Origin of the sequence: Agromyces ramosus (assembly GCF_004216665.1) — a bacterium.
In the GTDB taxonomy this organism is placed as follows: Bacteria; Actinomycetota; Actinomycetes; order Actinomycetales; family Microbacteriaceae; genus Agromyces; species Agromyces ramosus.
The window spans coordinates 208,341-226,561 of the sequence record NZ_SGWY01000001.1; the positions used below are offsets into that span (position 1 = coordinate 208,341).

Annotated in this window: 9 protein-coding genes; all 9 read right to left on the minus strand. The window is 73.2% G+C overall.

Going from position 1 to position 18,221, the window contains the following annotated elements; translation table 11 throughout:
• Positions 1 to 2: 2 nt before the first annotated feature.
• Positions 3 to 1,202 (minus strand): ABC transporter ATP-binding protein, encoded by a 1,200-nt coding sequence (locus EV187_RS00980; RefSeq protein WP_130351181.1) that lies wholly within the window; start codon positions 1,200 to 1,202, stop codon positions 3 to 5.
• Between the two features lie 2 nt (positions 1,203 to 1,204).
• Complete coding sequence (locus tag EV187_RS00985; RefSeq protein ID WP_130351182.1) at positions 1,205 to 2,386, minus strand: ABC transporter substrate-binding protein; 1,182 nt, start codon at positions 2,384 to 2,386, stop codon at positions 1,205 to 1,207.
• A gap of 180 nt (positions 2,387 to 2,566) precedes the next feature.
• On the minus strand, positions 2,567 to 5,536 hold the full coding sequence (locus EV187_RS00990; RefSeq protein WP_130351183.1) for an FtsK/SpoIIIE domain-containing protein: 2,970 nt from the start codon (positions 5,534 to 5,536) through the stop codon (positions 2,567 to 2,569).
• 111 nt (positions 5,537 to 5,647) lie between these two features.
• On the minus strand, positions 5,648 to 6,103 hold the full coding sequence (locus EV187_RS00995; protein ID WP_130351184.1) for an FHA domain-containing protein: 456 nt from the start codon (positions 6,101 to 6,103) through the stop codon (positions 5,648 to 5,650).
• A gap of 155 nt (positions 6,104 to 6,258) precedes the next feature.
• Positions 6,259 to 8,559, minus strand: a complete 2,301-nt coding sequence (locus EV187_RS01000) for a transglutaminase TgpA family protein (protein ID WP_130351185.1) — start codon at positions 8,557 to 8,559, stop codon at positions 6,259 to 6,261.
• Positions 8,556 to 9,890 (minus strand): DUF58 domain-containing protein, encoded by a 1,335-nt coding sequence (locus tag EV187_RS01005; RefSeq protein WP_242609371.1) that lies wholly within the window; start codon positions 9,888 to 9,890, stop codon positions 8,556 to 8,558. Before EV187_RS01005 ends, EV187_RS01000 begins: the two co-directional genes overlap by 4 nt.
• Complete coding sequence (locus EV187_RS01010) at positions 9,887 to 10,858, minus strand: AAA family ATPase (RefSeq protein ID WP_130351186.1); 972 nt, start codon at positions 10,856 to 10,858, stop codon at positions 9,887 to 9,889. Before EV187_RS01010 ends, EV187_RS01005 begins: the two co-directional genes overlap by 4 nt.
• A gap of 13 nt (positions 10,859 to 10,871) precedes the next feature.
• Positions 10,872 to 16,742: an Ig-like domain-containing protein gene (locus EV187_RS01015; protein WP_130351187.1), complete on the minus strand. Its 5,871-nt coding sequence runs from the start codon at positions 16,740 to 16,742 to the stop codon at positions 10,872 to 10,874.
• Positions 16,742 to 18,160, minus strand: coding sequence for a serine/threonine-protein kinase (locus EV187_RS01020; protein WP_130351188.1), 1,419 nt, complete (start codon positions 18,158 to 18,160; stop codon positions 16,742 to 16,744). The genes EV187_RS01015 and EV187_RS01020 overlap by 1 nt, the downstream gene beginning before the upstream one ends.
• Positions 18,161 to 18,221 lie beyond the last annotated feature (61 nt).

The window sequence follows — 18,221 nt, forward strand, 5'->3', positions numbered from 1 at the left end:
GGTCAGTGCTCCTCGAGCTCCGACACGAGGGCCTCGCGTCGCTGTACGGCGATCGCGGTCGTCGAGTCGTCGGCCGGGAACCGGCCGGACTCGCCCGGGTCGTCCTCTAGGCCGAACCCGTGCTCGACCTCCCAGCTCACCCAGACCTCTGCGCCGACGCCCGCGACCGGGCCGACGCCGATGTTCTGCGCGAACACGAGCACCGCGCCGACACCGGGCACGTCGACGATGTACTGCGTGCTCACGCCCGAGAAGGACGCGTCGATGACCCGGCCGGGTCCGAGGACGTTGCGGTCGGCCGTGGCCGTGGGCGCCTCGGCGTGCAGCGCGACCTTCTCGGGTCGTACGCCGACGGTGACCTCGCCCTGGTGCCGCTGGGCGCGTGCCGTGGGCACCACGATGCGGGTTCCCCCGGCGTCGATCGTGACCGCCGCGCCCGTGGTGCCCACGACCTCGCCGGTGAACAGGTTCGACTGGCCGAGGAAGTTGGCGACGAAGGCGGTGCGCGGCAGGTCGTAGAGCTCCGCCGGCGCGCCCATCTGCTCGATGGCGCCCTTGTTCATGACCGCGACGGTGTCGGCCATGGTCATGGCCTCCTCCTGGTCGTGCGTCACGTGGAGGAACGTCAGGCCGACCTCCTCCTGGATGCCCTTCAGCTCCAGCTGCATCTGGCGGCGGAGCTTCAGGTCGAGCGCGCCGAGCGGCTCGTCGAGGAGCAGGAGCGCCGGGCGGTTCACGATCGCGCGCGCCAGGGCGACCCGCTGCTGCTGGCCGCCGGACAGCTGCTGGGGCTTGCGCTGGGCGAGGTGGTCGAGCTCGACGAGGCGGAGCGCCTCGTGCGCCTTGCCGACCGGGTCGGCGATGCGGCGCCGCTTCAGCCCGAAGGCCACGTTCTCGATGATCGTCATGTGCGGGAAGAGCGCGTAGCTCTGGAACACGGTGTTCACCGGACGCTCGTGCGACTTGGTGTCGGTCACGTCCTTGCCGCCGATCAGGATCCGACCGCGGGTCGGCTCCTCGAGGCCCGCGACGAGCCGGAGCGTGGTGGTCTTGCCGCAGCCCGACGGGCCGAGCAGGGCGAAGAAGGAACCGGCCGGGATGACGAGGTCGAGGTCCTCGATCGCCGTGAAGCCGGGGAATCGCTTCTGGATCCCGACCAGCTCGAGATCCGCGCCGCGCTCGGCGAACTCACGAACCGACATGCTCACGCACCCAGCAGGATGCTCTGGAACTCAGCCTGGTACTTCTGCTCCTCGGCTCCCGTGAGGGTCCGGAAGATGTGAGCCTGCGAGAGCGTCTCCTCGTTGGGGAAGATGAGCTGGTTCTCGGCGAGCTCGGGGTCGATCGCGGCGGCGGCCTCCTGCGCTCCGACGACGGGCGTGATGTAGTTCACCCATGCGGCGACCTCGGCCGCGACCTCGGGCTCGTAGTAGTAGTTCATGAGCGCCTCGGCGTTGGCCTTGCGGGGCGACCCGATGGGCACGAGGAAGTTGTCGTTCCACAGGGTGCCGCCGGCGGTCGGGATCGCGAACTCCCACTTGTCGCCGGCCTCGGCGTTGATGACCGTGATATCGCCCGACCAGCAGATCGCCGCGAGGGTGTCCTCGCTCTTGAGGTCCTCGAGGTACGAGTTGCCCTTGATGTTGCGGACCTGCCCGTTCTCGACCTGCTCGCGGAGGATCTCGATCGCCTCGGTGTACTCGGCGTCGCCCCACTCACCGGCGATGTCGACGCCGTTCTCGAGCATGATGAGGCCCATGGTGTCGCGCATCTCGGAAAGCACGCCGACCCGGCCCTTGAGCTCGGAGTTCCACAGGTCGGCCACCGAGGCGAGGCCGCCGGGGATCGCCTCCTTGTTCCAGCAGATGCCGGCGAACCCGCCCTGCCACGGCAGCGAGAACTTGCGGCCGGGGTCGAAGTCGGGGTTCTGGAGTGCCGGCGTCAGGTTCGAGAGGTTCGGGATGTTGGCGTGGTCGAGCTCCTGCGTGTAGCCGAATCGGATCCAGCGGCCGACCATCCAGTCGGTGAGGCAGACCGTGTCGGCGCCGATGTCCTGGCCGAGGGCGAGCTGGTCCTTGACCTTGCCGTAGTACGTGTTGTTGTCGTCGACGGCCACCTCGTAGTTCACCTCGATGCCGGTCTCGTCGGCGAATGCGACCAGCGTCGGGTAGTCGCCGTTGTCGTCCTCGTCGATGTAGGCCGCCCAGTTCGCCCAGTTCAGGGTCTTGTCGGTGGACGACGTGTCGGCCGCGGGGCTGGGCTTGCCCGCACCACCGGTCGAGCAGGCCGCGAGCGCGAGCGCGGAGGCACCGGCACCGGCACCGGCCAGGAGCGTGCGGCGATTCACCTGAGCCTGTCGCGCCTGGGCGATCAGGGCACGGATCATCGGGTCTTGGGGAAGGGGCCGAGCGGTCACGGGAACTCCATTCGGGTTGCAGGCGCGTGCTGGGGGTGCGTCGATACTGCCACACTGGTGGTCGACTTTCACGCGATCATGTCCGAATCGTTAATTTCTGGCAACATCCGGTGCGGATTCAGTATGCGATTGGGCCTCGGGCCGACGTTTTCAGTTGTTCGAGGAAGGCGGCCATGGCGACCTGCGCGGCGTGGCGCCCGGCGCGAGCACCCAGCACTGCGCCACCCCTTCGTCGAGCAGCGGCGGCAGCGACCCGTCGCGCACGAGGACGCGGTACTCGCGCAGTCCGCCGTGCACGACGACCGCGGCCTCTTCGCGCATCGCGGCGGCGAGCGCCCAGTTCGCCAGCCAGGCATCGGCATCCCCGATCACGACCCGCGGCCCGGTCGCCGTCGGCGTTCGCAGGCCGATCGCCGCTCGCACCGTGGGGTCGACGAGGGCGTCGAGCACGATCGGATCGTGCCCCTGCATCCGGAGCGCCGCGGCATCCGTGCGAGGCGTCGCGGTGACGATCGCCCAGGCGCCGGCGCCGCCGGCCGGGGAGCCACCCGCCGCCGCGGTCGCCGGCGGGTCCGGCTCCGCCGCATCCACGCCCCCGGCATCCGCTGCGGGAGAGGGCTGCGCGTCGACGAACTGGATGCGCCGGCCGCGCCACTGTCCGCGACCGGGCGGGTCGTCTGCGCGCCAGAGCGCCCCGACGCCTCCGGCCTGCACGAGGTCCGAGCGACTCGGATGCCGCAGGACGACGGTCGAGCCGAACAGCTCGCGGATCGCCGAGCCCAGCCGGTGCGCCGATCCCGCCGTCGCCACGACGGCGACGCCGCGACCCCTCCCCTCACGGAGCAGCGCCTCGACCATGCCGCGGGCGGCCTGCCGGTGGTCGTCGGGCCAGTCGCGGAAGCGGGTGTCGAGGTCGTCGATGGCGATCACGCCGCGCCCGTCGCCGCGCCGCATCGCATCGACCGCGGCGCACATCGCGTCCCACTGCGCGCTCGCGGGGCCGTCGATCCGAACCACCGGACCGGCCGCTGCGCCTGACGCCGCGGATGCGACGGCGGCCAGGGCGGAGCTGCGTCCGCTGCCGGGAGCCCCGACGACCAGCAGGTGACCGTCGGCACCGGGGTCCCACACCGCGAGCTCGTGGCGCTGACGATCCGGGTCGTCGAGCAGCCCGAACGCGAGCGAGCCCGCCCCGACCGCGGATGCCGGTGCGGCGAGGCCGAGGTCGTCGGGTGGGATCCGGTCGGGCAGCGGTCCGACCCACGGTCGACGAGCCGCCCGGAGGCCGGTGGTGCGTCGCACGAGGCGATCGATCGCCGAGGGGTCGACGCGGGCGGACTGGAACAGCAGCGGGCGGCCGTCGCCCGCGTCGACGACGCCGCGCCCCGGCGTCTCGGAGCCGATCGACGCCGCACCGTCGGACCCGACGACCGCGATGCTGTCGGACGCGTGCATCACGCGAAGCGACACGCGGATGGCGCAGTTCGCCGTGACCTGCTCGCGCACGACGCCGTTCGGACGCTGGGAGGCGAGCACGAGGTGCACGCCGAGCGAGCGCCCGCGGGCGGCGACATCGGCGACCACCCCGCCGAGCTCGGGGAAGCGCTCGATCATCGCCTGGAACTCGTCGACGACGAGCACGAGCCGCGGGAGCTCGACGTGCGGAGCGAGCTCCGAGATCCCGCGCACGCGCTCGTCGCGCAGGACGGCCTCCCGGTGGCGGAGCTCGGCGCGCAGGCTGAGCACCGCGCGCTCCGCCTCGCCCTCGTCGAGGTCGGTCACGATGCCCGCGACATGGGGCAGGGCACGGACCGGCTCGAATGAGGCACCTCCCTTGAAGTCGACGAGGAGGAACGACACGCGCTCAGGTGGATGGCCGTCGGCCAGCGCGACGATCCAGGCGAGCAGGAACTCGCTCTTGCCGCTGCCCGTCGTGCCCGCCACGATCGCGTGCGGCCCGAGCGTCGCGAGGTCGAGGACGAGCGGCCCGTCGGCGACCACGCCGACCGCCGCGCGGAGCGTGTCCCTCGAACCCGGCCGGGCCGTCGGCTGCTCCAGCGCGTCGTACGGCACGGCGTCGGGCAGGGCTGCGGCCGGGCCGACGCCCTCGCGGTCGCCGGCCGTCGCCAGCCGCTTCGCCAGTGCTCCCGCCTCGGCGAGGCTCACGAGCGCGGGCACGATCGTGCGACCGCCGTGCCCGTCGCCGCGCCGTCGTACGATCGCATGCCCCGGCGACGCGACCACCACGACGGTCTCGAGCCCGATCGGCAGCCCGTCGGCCGTCTCCGCCACGGCGATCACGATCTCGCCGTGCGGTGCGGCTCCGCGATCGACCTGGCCGAGGGTCGCGTCGATGCCGAGGGTCCCGTCGAGGCGGAGGGTCGCATCGACGAGCCGGACGACCATCGGGCCCCGGCGATGGGGCAGCTCGGTCGCCCAGGCCCAATCGTCTCCGGGCGGCACCGCGATCGCCACCGTCCCCGGGCGGCATCGATGCGCGACCTGCACGAGCAGCGCCCTGGCGGCCGACCTCGCGAGCGCCGGCTCGCCGATGACGCCGATCCCGCCCTCGGCGACTGCCAGCACCGGCGCGCCGTCGAGGCGCGCAGCGCGTGCGAGCAGTTCGCGGTCGTCGGCGTCGACCGCCGTGCCGTCGACCCGGAGTGCGCTCCGCGTCGTGCCGCGACCGAGCACGAGATGCCCTGCATCGCCGTCGCGCCAGTCGAGCGGCCGCCGGGCATCGAGGATCGGGCGCGCGGGCGCGACCCGCCGCCACGCGGCGGTGCGCTCGAGCTCGTGTCTGGCGGCGACCGACGTGCGCAGTGCCGCGAGCCGCTCGGCGCGCTCCGCCGCCCCCGTGCGCTGCATCCGTCGCCCCTGTCGCCGCGCATCGAGGACGGAGGCGACGGCGACGACCGGGCCGAGGGCGGCGAAGGCCAGGGACAGCGCGGAACCCGTGATGGCCCAGAGCACGACCGCCCCGCCGACCGGGGTGATCGCGGCGATCCACGGGAATCCGGGCGTCGGCGGATCGGGCGGGTGCGACGGCAGCGCGAGCGCCGCGCCCGGCGCGTCGGCGAAGTCGATCACGTCGGCGAGATCGGTCTCGTCTCGTTCCACTCCAGCATCCGATCATCGGCGGCCGACCGCGACTCGACGGACCGACTGGGGTGGAGCGTCGCCGCCCGCACCGTCGGCTGTGCAGGACGAGTGGGAGCGGGATGCGCTCCGTCAGGCCACGGTGAAGGACTGCTCGGCGAGCTCGACGCGGCTGCCGCGAGGCACGAGGTAGCGCCGTCCGGGCTCGCACCGGAGTGCCCCGTCGTCGGGCCGGCGCACGATGGTGCCGTTGCCGGAGAACCGGTCGGCGATCCACATCACGCCGTCGTGCTCGCCGAACTCGAGGTGGGTCTTCGAGACCGACAGGGTGCGATCCGCGATCTGCACCAGGTGGTCGAATGCCTCACCCGGCTGCGGCAGCGGCTTGCGGCCGATGAGACCGGTGCCGAACACGGTGCGCGTCTCGCCGGTGCTGAACGCCAGCACGAATCGGGGCGTGGTCGTCATCGGCGGGATGGGACCCGTGCCGGCCGGCGACTCCGACGCGTTCGCCGCGGGCGCCTCCGTGGCCTGGGCCTCGGGGATCGCCGTCGCGGCGCGGAAGCCGTGAACGGGGATGCTGACCACGCCGCTGTTCCGCCTCGCCGGACGTTCGATGGCGGTCGTGTCCCCCGGCCTGGGATCCGGTCGGCGGCGCGATTCGGGCGTCGCGCTCGTGGAGCTGCCGCAGTCTCCGCAGAACATCGCACCCTCGGGGAGCGCTGCTCCGCAGATCCGACACGTCACGGCTTGGGTCCTCTCCGCGTCACAGCGTAGCCGCCGAGCGAGGTGAGCGAGATCGCGGCGAGGATCCGCTCGCGCCGGCTGCGCGGCGCGGCGAGCCGGTCCTGCAGCTCGTCGACCGCGCTCCAGACCCGCGCGTCGTCGCCGTCGCTCGGCCCGTCGGGCGCGAAGACCGCACGGTCCACGACCGAGGCGAGCACGAGCGGCGCGAGCCCGCCGACGGTGGCCGCCTGCTCGGCTCGGGTGGCGGTCGGACGGATCGCATAGCCGTAGTCGGCGGCGGTGTCGGCGAATTCCTGCCATCCGCCCTCGATGCGTTCGACCGCCGACGGCGCCAGCCGACGGAGGCGGCGGCGGCGGAGCTTCGCGACGATGATCGCCAGGAACGGGCTGACGAGCACGGCCAGCCCCAGGACGACGAACCCGGTGATGGCGAGCGCCCCGAGGAGCGCCTCGACCCACGGCTCCGTTCCGTCGTCGCCCCGGTCCAATGCGAGCTCGGGGTCGGAGTCCAGGTCGTCGACGGGGGTCCGCTCCGCCGGCGGCGGAAGGGCGGACTGCGGACGCGAGACGATGGTGGGCTCGTCGGGCTCGCGCTCGGGGATGGGGCGCGGCTCGGGATTCGGGTCGACCGACACCCACGCGCCCTCCGCGGTCTGCACCTCGATCCACGCCTGGCGGTCGTCGCTGTCGAACACCGTCGACTCCCCGGGCTCGGGCAGCGGATCGCCCGGGTCGGGCAGGTAGCCGACGACGACGCGCGCCGGGAAGCCGATCTGGCGCGCCATGAGCGCCGCGGCCACCGCGTACTGCTCGCCGTCGCCGACCATCGGGCGCTCGGTCGCGAGCTCGACGAGCCGGTCGAGCGAGTGCCCGGAACGGCTGGGGACCTGGTCCGACTCGAGTCCGTGGCTGACGAAGCCCTCACGCTGCAGGGCCGCGATCACGCCCTGGAGTCGCTCCCCCTCGTCGTCGGAGGCGGGTGCCCACTCGTCCAGCAGGACGGCGAGTTCCTTGGGCAGCTCGGGCGCCGGAGGCAGCACGCTGGTGCCGGGCTGCAGGCGCGCGAGGCTCTCGGGCTCCACCGGCACGACCGACTGCGCGGTGTACCGGTCGAGTGCCTCGAGCCCGACCTGCACGGCGCCGGTGCCGGTCACGTCGTTGTAGACGAATGCGTCGGCGAGGAGCTCGGCGCGCTCCCCGGCGAACGTGATGCGCTCGAGCTGCCCGATGCCGGGCACCCAGACGTCGGAGTACCCGCGCACGAGCACGTCGAGCTCCGTCGACTCGCCGCGGACGGCGGTCTGGTCGAGCCGGTACGGCACACGGGTGAAGCGGCCGGACTCGGCGGTGCCGTCGGCGCCGCCGACCGTGTAGACGATGCCGTCGTACGTGTCGAGGGTCGCGATCCGGATGCCGGCGCCCGGGGGCAGGCCGCGCACCTCCAGCATGGCGTCGCGGGCGACCTCGGGGTCGAACGCGGTGCGGAATCCGGCGAGCGGGCTCTCGTGCGCCCGCGGTTCGAACGGCGGCTGGAGTTCGGCGCGCACCACGCTGCGAGGGGGCATCGGCAGGGTCACGGATGCCGCGGTCGCGCCGACCAGCGCCACGGCGACGATCGCCGACGCCCCGAGCACGCGGCGTGCGTCGGCGAGGGCCAGCTCGACGGGGCGACCGCTCGTGATCTCCCGGCGGTTGGCGATGGCGACGCGGACGAGCCACGCGACCGCGGTGATGAGGAACGCGAGACCGGTCTCGATCGCGAGGGCGGCGTGCACGACCCCGAGGGCGATGCCGGCGAGCAGCAGCACCGCCGGCGGGATGACGGCGGCGGCGGGCCGCCTGCTGCGCAGGGCGATGGTCACCGCCGAGGTCGCCGCCACCAGCGCGAGGAGGAACGGGGGCACCAGGAGTGTCTGGTAGGAGCCGACGGGCACCGCGATCGTCACGAGCTGCTTCCACGACAGGGCGGCACCCGTGAGGAGCTCGACGATGCCCTGGGGCGTGGGGATGACGCCGACGACGGCCCTGCTCGGCACGGCAGCGGGGACCCCCAGCACGAGGTAGGTGCCGAAGACGGCGATGACGACGGCCCAGGCGGGCCATCCGAACTTCGCCCCGGCGACCGCGATGGCGGTGCCGGCGACGATGGCGGCGCTCGATGCCACGACGAAGGCGGCGCTCTCGTAGATCGGCCACCACGGGATCATCGCGGCCGCGAGCATCGCCATGACGAGGAGCACGCTGACGAGCGTGGGCCACAGGCGGTCCACGCCGGCCGGGCGTCGTGCGGCGCTCATGCGATCGACGCCGATCTGGCCAGGATCGCGCGGAGGTCCTCGAGGTACCCGATGCCGAGCACCGTGAGGCCCGCAACGGTGCGGGCCGCCGCCGCCCCCTCGGGTGCGCACTGCACCGCGACGGCGTCGACGCCGGCCGGGAGGCGCGAGGCCGCCGCCCGCAGCGGCCCGACGCCGCGGGCCGTGCCGGTGACGAGGAAGGCGAGCGAGACGCCGGGCAGTCCCTCGGCGGCGGCGCGCGCGACATCCGGGAGCATGACGGCCTGGTCGTCGCGTTCGACGACGCAGAGGGCGTCGAGCAGCCGGTCGCGGGACACCGTCGGCAGCTCGCGCATGGCGCTCCCGCGGATGCCTCCGCGGACGCTGCCGGTGCGACCCCGACCGGAGACCACGAACGACACGGTGCGGGCGTCGCGGATGGCCCGCGCCCCGACGGATGCCGCGGCGCTCACCGCGAGCTCGAACTCCGCGTCGTCGGCGTACGCCCCGACATCCAGGTCCAGCAGCACCATGAGCCGGCTGCGGCGCGTCTCCTCGAACTGCCGGACCATGAACGTGCCCGTCTTCGCCGAGCTCTTCCAATGGATGAACCGGCGGTCGTCGCCGGGCACGTACTCGCGGAGCGCATGGAACGCGATGTCGCTCGCCGTGAGGTCGCGGGTCGGCGACCCCTCCAGGTCGCGGATGAACCCGGTGCTGAGCGCCGCGATGGCGATCGTGCGGGGATGCACGTGCAGCTCGACCGTCTGCGACCAGACGATCTCGCGTCGCATGAGCCCGACGGGGTCGGCCCGTACCGTGCGGGCGGGACCGACCGGGATGATGCCGCGTCGGTCGGTGGGGATGCGGAACTGCTCGTCGAACGCGCCGCCGCGCGGCAGGCCGGGCAGGACGCGCTCGATCACGCGGCCGCCGACCGGCACCTCGAGCTGCACTCCGCCGAACCGCCGCCTGCCGGGGTTCGCCGCGACGAGCCGCGCCTCGGCCTGCTCGCCGACGACCACCCGCGGCGTCGGCAGCGAGAGCTCGATCGTCGAGGCGCCGCGGCCGATGAGCCACACGGATGCCGCGGCCACGAGCAGTGCCAGCCCCCATCCGATGGCGATGAACTCCATCCAGCCCCACGCGTAGCCGACCGCGAGCGCGACGACCGAGCCCGCGACGACCGCCCAGCCCACGGGCGTGACGACGCCCTGCACGGCGCGCGCCCAGTCGGCCACCACCGAGGTGGCGGCGAGCACGCCGCGCACGGCTCGTCCGATGACGACCGCGAGCAGCCCCTCCTTCTTGGCCTCCTCGGGGATCGAGGTGCGGGTCTGGGCGAAGGTCACACGGCCTGCCTGCTGGACGGTGGCGGCGTCTCGATGAGCACCTGCGCGATCATGTTCGAGGTGGTCACGCCGTCGAACTCGGCCTCGGGGTCGAGGATGAGCCGGTGCGCGAGCACGGGCTCCGCGAGCGCCTTGACGTCGTCGGGCACGACGTAGTGCCGGCCGCGCCCGGCCGCGTGCGTTTTCGCGGCGCGGATGAGCGCGAGCGCGCCGCGCACGCTGACGCCGAGGCGGACCTCCCTCGCCGTGCGCGTGGCGTCGACGAGCCGGGAGACGTAGTCGTGGATCGTCGGATCCACGTACACCGTTCGAGCCAGCGAGGCCATCTCGACGATCTCCTCCGCGTCGAGCTGGGCCTCCAGGCGGTGGTCGTGCGCCCGCTGGTCGGCTCCCTCGAGGATCCGGATCGTGGAGGCGTGATCGGGATACCCGATCGAGGAGCGCATCAGGAAGCGGTCGAGCTGCGCCTCGGGAAGTCGGTAGGTGCCGGCCTGCTCGACGGGGTTCTGGGTCGCGATGACCATGAACGGATGCCCCACCGGGTGCGTCCGCCCGTCGACGGTGACCTGTCCCTCCTCCATGACCTCGAGGAGGGCGGACTGCGTCTTCGGGCTCGCGCGGTTGATCTCGTCGGCGAGGATGATGTTCGCGAAGACCGGCCCGGGATGGAACTCGAACGCCCCGCTGCGCTGGTCGTAGACGGTGACGCCGGTGATGTCGCCGGGCAGCAGGTCGGGCGTGAACTGCACGCGGTTGCTCGAGCCCGCCACCGACTGCGCCATCGCACGCGCGAGCGAGGTCTTGCCCGTGCCCGGCACGTCGTCGAGCAGGAGGTGCCCCTCACTGAGGAACGCCGTGAAGGCGAGGCGCACGACCCGGTTCTTGCCGAGCAGCACCTCCTCGACCGCGCCGACGAGTCGGTCGAGGTTCGCGGCGAACCGCGTCGCCTCCTCGGGGGTCATCGTCATCGTTGCTCCTCGCTCATCGATTCCAGTACCTTGCGGTCACGCCGGCGACCTCAACATCCAACCAGACCCGCTCGCCGTCCTTGGCGTCGGGCACCTGGCACGTGGTCGCCGACTGGGCGTTCCGGCCGTTGCGGTCGCCGTCGACGCCGCAGCGGAAGTTCGCCGGAAGGCCCGAGTTGTCCGGCCCAGCCGTCCACGCCCAGGTCCGCGACGGTTCGTCCCACACCCGGCTGGGCAGCGCGAAGGTGAGCGACGGGCTCGCGTCCGACGGCATGATCCCCGACCACGGCCCGCAGCTCCCCCAGACCGAGCAACTGCGCACCTGGAACCTCGCCGCCTCGCCGAACGGCCGGTTCAGCAGGGATCGGAGCCACCCCGTGCCGCGGAACTCGGCCGGCTGGCCGATCTGGGCCCCGTTGGCGTCGACCGCGATGATCTGCAGGCGGGGCGAACTGGAGTCGACCCGGTCGATGTACCGGTCCCACGTCTCCTGGTTCATCCAGTCCATCCGACTCGAGAGGCCGGTGATCGTGCCGGGCGCGGGCCGCACCACGATGCCCGCCACCTCGGTGTTGACGCAGGCGGACCGGTTGAATCCCCACACGACGAAGGAGTAGCGCGTCGACTCGGTGACGGTGCCCGTGAACTGCACGCTCGAGGCATCCGGCCCGACCTGCACCACCTCGGCGACGCTGCCGCCGCTCGCCGGGGCGATGACGTCGCCGGGGGCCGGACTCGTGACCGAGCAGGCCTGCGGGCCCGAGGGCACCGCGGTCTGCCCCTCGGCGAGGCGCTGCACGAAGTACCCGCCGATGGCGTCGCCGTTGCCGCCGAACGGCGCCCACGAGACGGTGACCGCCCCCGCGGCGGCATCGCCGCTCACGGTGATGCCCCCCGCGATCGGCGGCCCGAACGGCGTCCCGGTGCCGCCCGCCTCGGTCCACGTCGCGAGCGCGGGGTAGGCCTGATTGCGCGCGCTGACGGTGAACGGCACCTGGCTGCCGTTCGCGATGGCCTGGGACTCGGTGGTGCACACCGTCGCGGTGCACGCCCCGGCCGCATCGACCTCGCTCGAGACGCCGGCCACCGTGACGACGTACGACTCGACCTGGCTCCCCGAGCCCGTGCCGACCGGCGACCACTCGATGCGCAGGCGCCCGTCGAGCGGCAGCGCCCGCAGGCCCTCGGGCGGCGGCGGGATGACGTCGGACCAGATCGGTCCCGGAGCATCGACCGGGTCGGAGAGCCCGATCCCGTTGCGCGCCTGCACCCTGACGAGCACCGCGTTCGACTGCCCGTTGCCCGGGGTGGGCACCGTGCAGGTGGTGGCGGCGCAGGTGGTCGTGTCGAGCACCTCGCCCCCGCTCGGGTCGACGAGTGCGATCTCGTAGCCCGTGATGGGCGAGTTGTTGAATCCGCCCGCGCCGAAGGCGACGTCGAGCGTGCCGTCGCCGAAGCCGGTGACCTGGGCCCCCGTGACGGGGTCGGGCCGGTCCTGCACGGAGATCGTGACCGTGCCCCACGCGTACCGGCTGGGGTCGTCGGTCGCGTCGGCGACCTGGTACTGCAGGGTGGTGTTGATCGGCGCGGCGCCCGGGGCCACGTCGACGGCGAGGGTCGACCGGTCGGCGCTCGGCTCGACGGTGACGCCGGCCGGCAGGCTGTCGTCGAGCCCGCGCACGGCCACCACGCGCAGCGGAGTGGACGGGAAGGGATTCGTCGCCCGGTCGTTCGCCAGCACGTCGATGGTCGTCGTGCGCCCGCGCGCGGCGACGGCGAGGTCGGCTGCGGGCTGCGCGAGGGGCCGCGTCGACGGCACGACCCGCAGCTCGACGCGTCCGGGACGACCGTCGCCCGCGGCATCCGCCACCGCGATGGCGACCGCCTGGCTCGTGCCGGTCGAAGTGGACTCCGCGGCCTCGATCGTGAGCTCCTGGCCGTCGAGCGCGACGTCGAATCCCTCGGGCATGGGCTGCAGCACCCGGAAGGCGAGCTCGTCGATCGCCTCGGGGTACGGGTAGTCGGTGAGCTTGACCAGGTCGATGGCCTTCGACTGGCCGGGTTCGAAGTCGATCACGCCGCCCGTGAAGACCGGGGGCTGGTCGTCGGTGGGCTCCACCGTGATCGGGATGACGATCGTGCCCGTTCGCCCCGACGGGTCGGCGGCGGACTCGCCGTCGGTGACCGTGAACGAGAGGGACGCGAGCCCGAAGTACCCGGGCGCGCTCCGGAACCGCAGCGTGTCGTCGTCGACGACGAGGTCGGTCCCGTCGCTGTGCGACGCGCGGACGCTCGCGCCGTCGGTGATGCGGACGGGGCGCCCGGATGCCGCGATGACGTAGTCCTCGAGGTCGAGCACGACCTCGGCCCCGCTCTTCACCTCCACGTCTGGCGCGTCGCGTCGCAACTGCGGCAGCGCGTCGTCGCGGCCCGGCACCCAGATGAAGGCGTAGGCCGACACGTCCGGATCCTCGGGGTGGGTGACCTCGAACGGGATGATCCGGCGGCGGTCCTCGACGGTCACCCGGATGCTGCCGTCGCGACGCACCTGGGCCCCTCCCTCGTACCCGTCGACGAGGCTCACCTGCAGGTCGGCGGCATTGCCGTCGGCCAGGAACACGTTGCGCAGCACCTGGACGTCGATGGCCTCCTCCTCGAGGATGTCGCTGAGCGTCAGCACGGTGTCGGATGCCTCGGGACGCGCGAACGGCGCGTCGGCGCGCGCGTGCACGGTGAGGAAGGTCGACGCGACGCCGAGTGCCGCGTTCTCGACCTCGTAGACGAAGCCGTAGTCGCCCTCGCCGTCGGGCAGCTCGACCTGGATCGTGTCGCCCACGATCGTGGCGGTCGCGCCGGGCAGGGTCTGCTTCACCGAGCGCAGTTCGAGGCCGCCGCCGTCGGGGTCGGAGTCGTTCTCGAGCACGCGCACCGAGATCGTGCGGTCGGGCCGTACGGTGACGACGTCGGGTGCGGCGATCGGCGCGCGAGCGCCGTCGAGGCTCGGGGCGATGCCGACCCGGATCGAGCCGGTCGACCGGGCGCCGAGCGCGTCGACCACGGAGTACTGGAACGTGTCGGTGCCCGCCGAGTACTCCCCCGCCTCGTAATCGAGCCAGTCGGCGCCCCGGCCCACGACCGCGCCGCGCTCGGGGTTGGTCTCCTGTCCGAGCAGCTGCACCGAGTCGCCGTCGGGGTCCGTACCGCCGAGGGGGATCGGGATCCGCACCGTGTCGCCCGCGATCACCCGGGCGGTGACGGCCCGTGGCACGGGCGCCGCATTGGTCACGGGGTCGGCCTCGCGGACCGAGATGCGCACGGTGGCCGTGGCGTACTGACCGTCGGAGGCGTCGACCCGGTAGCTCGCCTCGAACTCCCCGTCCTGCTCGGGAGCGAAGTATCGCAGCCGATCGCCGGCGACGAAGAGCAGGCCGGAGGCCGGCTGCGTGACGAGGTCGGGTGCCAGCGTCAGCGGCAGCGCGTCGGGGTGCTCGTCGTTGTCGAGCACGCCGATCTCCACGACGTCGCCGGTGCGCGCGGAGATGGTGTCGGGCGCGGCCACCGGCGGCTGGTAGCTCTCGGGTTGCGGCACCTCGACGACCGTGACCACGCCCTCGGCCTCGGCGAGGCCGTTGCTCACGCGGTAGCCGAACGTCGTCGAGCCGGTCGCGAGCGGGCGCATGAGGGTGACGCGCAGGACGCGATGGTCGACGACCTCGACCCGCACCCCTTCGTCCTCGGCCGGGTCCGTGACGCCGGTCACGATGAGCACCCCGCCGGTCGGATCGATGTCGGTCGCGAGCACGTCGACGTCGACGGGCTGCTGCAGGCGCAGGAAGGCCGTGTGGGGCACGGTGATCGGCGTGGTGTCGCGGTCGGGCGGTGCCGACACGTCGACGCGCACGAGGCCGGTCGCGGTGTCCGTGCCATCGGTCACCGAGTACTCCAGGTAGTGGGTGCGCACGTCCGCACTGGAGAAGCGGAAGCTGCCGCCGTCGAAGTCGGGCGTCAGCTGCACGTCGGGCTTCGCGGGCACCGCGCTGAGGCTGATGTGCCCGCTGCCGCCCCGGACGTGGCGAAGGGGGTCGATCCTGATCTCCTCGCCGGCCGTCGCGAGGGCGACGAACGGCTCCGCGATGAGGGGAACGTCGCCGGGCGCCTTCACCGCGATCGCGAGCACCCCGGTCGACTCCTCCCGGCCGTCGGAGACCACGAGCGTCACGTCGCGCGTCGGGCCGGCTCCACCGAGCTCGTCGAACACCACGATGCCCTCGGCGGTCGAGGAGAGCGCGTCGGGCTCCGGCACCACGGCCGAGCGAAGGAAGAACGGGTCCCCGTCGGGATCGACCCAGTCGCCGAGCACGGCCGTCGTGACGCGCCCCTGCGCTGCGACGGAGGCGCGGTTCCCACGCTGCTGCACCGGGGGGCCGTTCTCGTCGGGATCGCGCACCGTGACGGTGACCTGCGCGTGCGCCGTGCCGCCCCGACCGTCGCCGACGGTGTACCCGAAGGTCAGTGCGCCGGATGCCGCCTCGTCGAGCGTGAGCTGCAGCTGCTGGTTCTCCGACACTCGGTCGAGCCGCGCTCCGCCCGGGAGCTCGCCGTCGATCCCGTCCACGACGAGGACGTCGCCGTTGGCGTCGTAGTCGTTGAGCAGCACGGGGAGGAGCGTCGACCTGCCTGGCCGCGCCCCGAAGGCGTCGTCCTCGGCCGTCGGCGCCACCTGGCTCTTCTCGACGGTGGGCTCCGCGTCGGGATCGTTCTGCTCGATGGTCTCCTCGTCGTGCTCGCGCTCGAGCAGCGCGTCCCAGTTGTCGATGAGCCCGTAGTCGCCGGTCGCCGCCCACGTCGCGCCGCCCCGGCGGTCGTTGAGCACCATGGCCTCGCCGTTGACGGCGAAGGCGAGGTCGCCGGCGCCGGTCGCCCCGTCGAGCTCGAACGGTCCCACGACCCCGTCCGGGCATCCACGCCAGGCCTCGCCGGTGCCCCACGCGGCGTGCAGGCATCCGCCGTGCCGAATGGGGGCGGCCGGGGCGCCGCCGACGCCCTCCGCGGCCGTCGCCGGCTCGCTGCCGTCGAGCCCGACGGTGATGAGGCCGCGGCGATACGCGATGGCGATCGAGTCGCCCTCGAGCGCCGGGACCTGCAGGACGGGATCGTCGGTCGTCTCGAGCAGTCCGGACAGCGGGACCTCGCGCCCCTCCACCCAGAGGGTGCGATCCGTGGAATCGAGCACCGCCCAGTGCCCGCCGACCGACGTGACCTGCACGTCGTGATCGTCGTCGACGGACGGGAGCTGCCACCTCGCGGCCACGGTCTCCTCGTCGGCCGCGTCGACGCGCGCCACCGCGCCGGTGCTCGGCGTGTAGGCGAAGAGCACCCCCGCGGGATCGACCGAGGTCACGGCGCCGGGGCCGAAGTTGAGCATCGGGTCGGCGTCGCCGTCGAAGTCGGCGAACCCGGCGGCGGGCGCCGACCACACCTTGCCGTCGGCGGCGACCACCACGCGATCCCCGGCGAGCGCGAGGGACGAGTCGCCGGGTGGCACGGGCACCGTCTCGGTGACCGTCGACGTGGTGGCGTCGACGATGCCGACACTCGCGCGGTCGCGGTCGAGCACCAGCACCGTCGCACCCTGCTGCACGATCTCGGCGGCCGAGCCGCCGGTCTCGACCACGGAGTTGAGCTCGAGCACCGCGGTGTTCGCCCGTCCCACCGCCTGCAGCTCCTCGTTGGCCACCCAGACCGCCGCGTCGCCGAGGTCGACCCGCTGGGCCGCGTACCCGCCGGATGCCACGGCCACGCCCGCGATGACGGCGACCACGGCGGTCACCGCCCCCGCGGTCACGAGCGCCGAACGGTGTCCGCCCAGCTGCGGCAGGCGCATCAGCCGACCCCCGCCTCGACATCGACGCAGCGCTCGGCGCTCGGCACGCCGGACTTGCCGTCGCGCGTCACGGTGACGGTGGCGCACACGCGGTCGCCGTCATCGGCGCTCGTGTCGAAGCGCGGCTCCCGCTGCATCGGCCGCGGCTCGCCGTCGACGGTGACGATGTAGGCGTCGCCGCTCTCGATGCCGGGATCGTCCCACGTGAACGTCACCGCCGTGCCGTCGGCGCTCCCCTGCACGTCGGTGACGACGGGGATGCCGCGGGTGCCCTGCACGACGGCGACGACGCCGGCGCCGACGAGGGCGACGATCAGGGCGGCCGCGACCGAGATGCCCCAGACGAGGCGCCGCATCGTGGGCGGAGCGGTGCGCGGGCGGCCGGTGGTGCCGTCGTGCGCGTGCGCATCGGCGCCGAGCACGGTGCCGGAGGAGCGTGATCCGGATCGTCGCGTACGGCGACGTGCGCCCTGCCCGTCGGACAGCGCGTGGTGCCCGCCGATGCGCGTGCGCTCGTCGAGGTCGACGGCCGTGGCGAGCGCCCAGTCGTCCATCGCGACCTCGAGCGGGGTCTGCGGCAGTCCGAGCTCCTCCTCGACCGACTGCAGGTCGCGGATGAACTCGAGGGCGCTGGCCTGGCGGTCCTGCGGACGCTTCGACATGGCGCGGGCGAGGACGCGCTCCAGGCTCCGCGGCACGTCCACCCGGCCGGTCGGCGCCGGCCTCGCCTTCTCGATGCGCCCCATGAGGGCGACGGTGGCGTTGTCGCCGCCCGGGATCTCGAACGGGCTGCGGCCGGCGATCAGCGAGTACACGGTCGCGCCGAGCGACCAGACCTCGCTCGCGACGGTGCCGGAGACGTCGTCCTGGAGCACCTCGGGCGCCGACCACGGGATCGACAGGCCGACCGCCTCGCTCGTCTCGGCCTCGCCGAGCGTGGCCGCGATGCCGAAGTCGGACAGCACGGGATGTCCGTATGCCGTGGTCAGGATGTTCGACGGCTTGATGTCGCGGTGGAGCACGCCCTGTCGGTGCGCCGTCTCGACGGCGCTGGCGATGCGCACGCCGATCGAGAGCACCTCGGCGAGCGGCAGTTGCACGGCTCGGTAGCGCTGCCCCAATGTCGAGGAGCAGTACTCCATCACGAGGTACGGGCGGCCGTCGGCGGCGACGCTCGCCTGGTACACGGTGAGGATCGAGGGATGCGACGAGAGCTGGGCCATGAGGTTGGCCTCGGCCTGGAACATCTGGCGGAGTTCGTCGTTCACGACCTCGGCGAGCAGCACCTTGACCGCCACGAGCCGACGGGGCATGTTCTGCTCGTACAGGAACACGTCTGCGAAGCCACCGGAGCCGAGCACGCGGATGAACGCGAACCCGGGCAGGTTCGGCGGAGTGGACGGCAGACGCCTCGTCACGTTCCTCCCAGCGCTCGGGCCCCTCGGCGCCGCCCGGTGGCCCGGCGGCGCCCGGTGCCCA

Excerpts from the sequence above, each read along its gene's own strand:
- EV187_RS00980 (WP_130351181.1), bottom strand. The coding sequence starts at position 1,202 with ATGTCGGTTCGTGAGTTCGCCGAGCGCGGCGCGGATCTCGAGCTGGTC.
- EV187_RS00985 (WP_130351182.1), bottom strand. The coding sequence starts at position 2,386 with ATGATCCGTGCCCTGATCGCCCAGGCGCGACAGGCTCAGGTGAATCGC.
- EV187_RS01000 (WP_130351185.1), bottom strand. The coding sequence starts at position 8,559 with ATGAGCGCCGCACGACGCCCGGCCGGCGTGGACCGCCTGTGGCCCACG.
- EV187_RS01010 (WP_130351186.1), bottom strand. The coding sequence starts at position 10,858 with ATGACGATGACCCCCGAGGAGGCGACGCGGTTCGCCGCGAACCTCGAC.
- EV187_RS01015 (WP_130351187.1), bottom strand. The coding sequence starts at position 16,742 with ATGCGCCTGCCGCAGCTGGGCGGACACCGTTCGGCGCTCGTGACCGCG.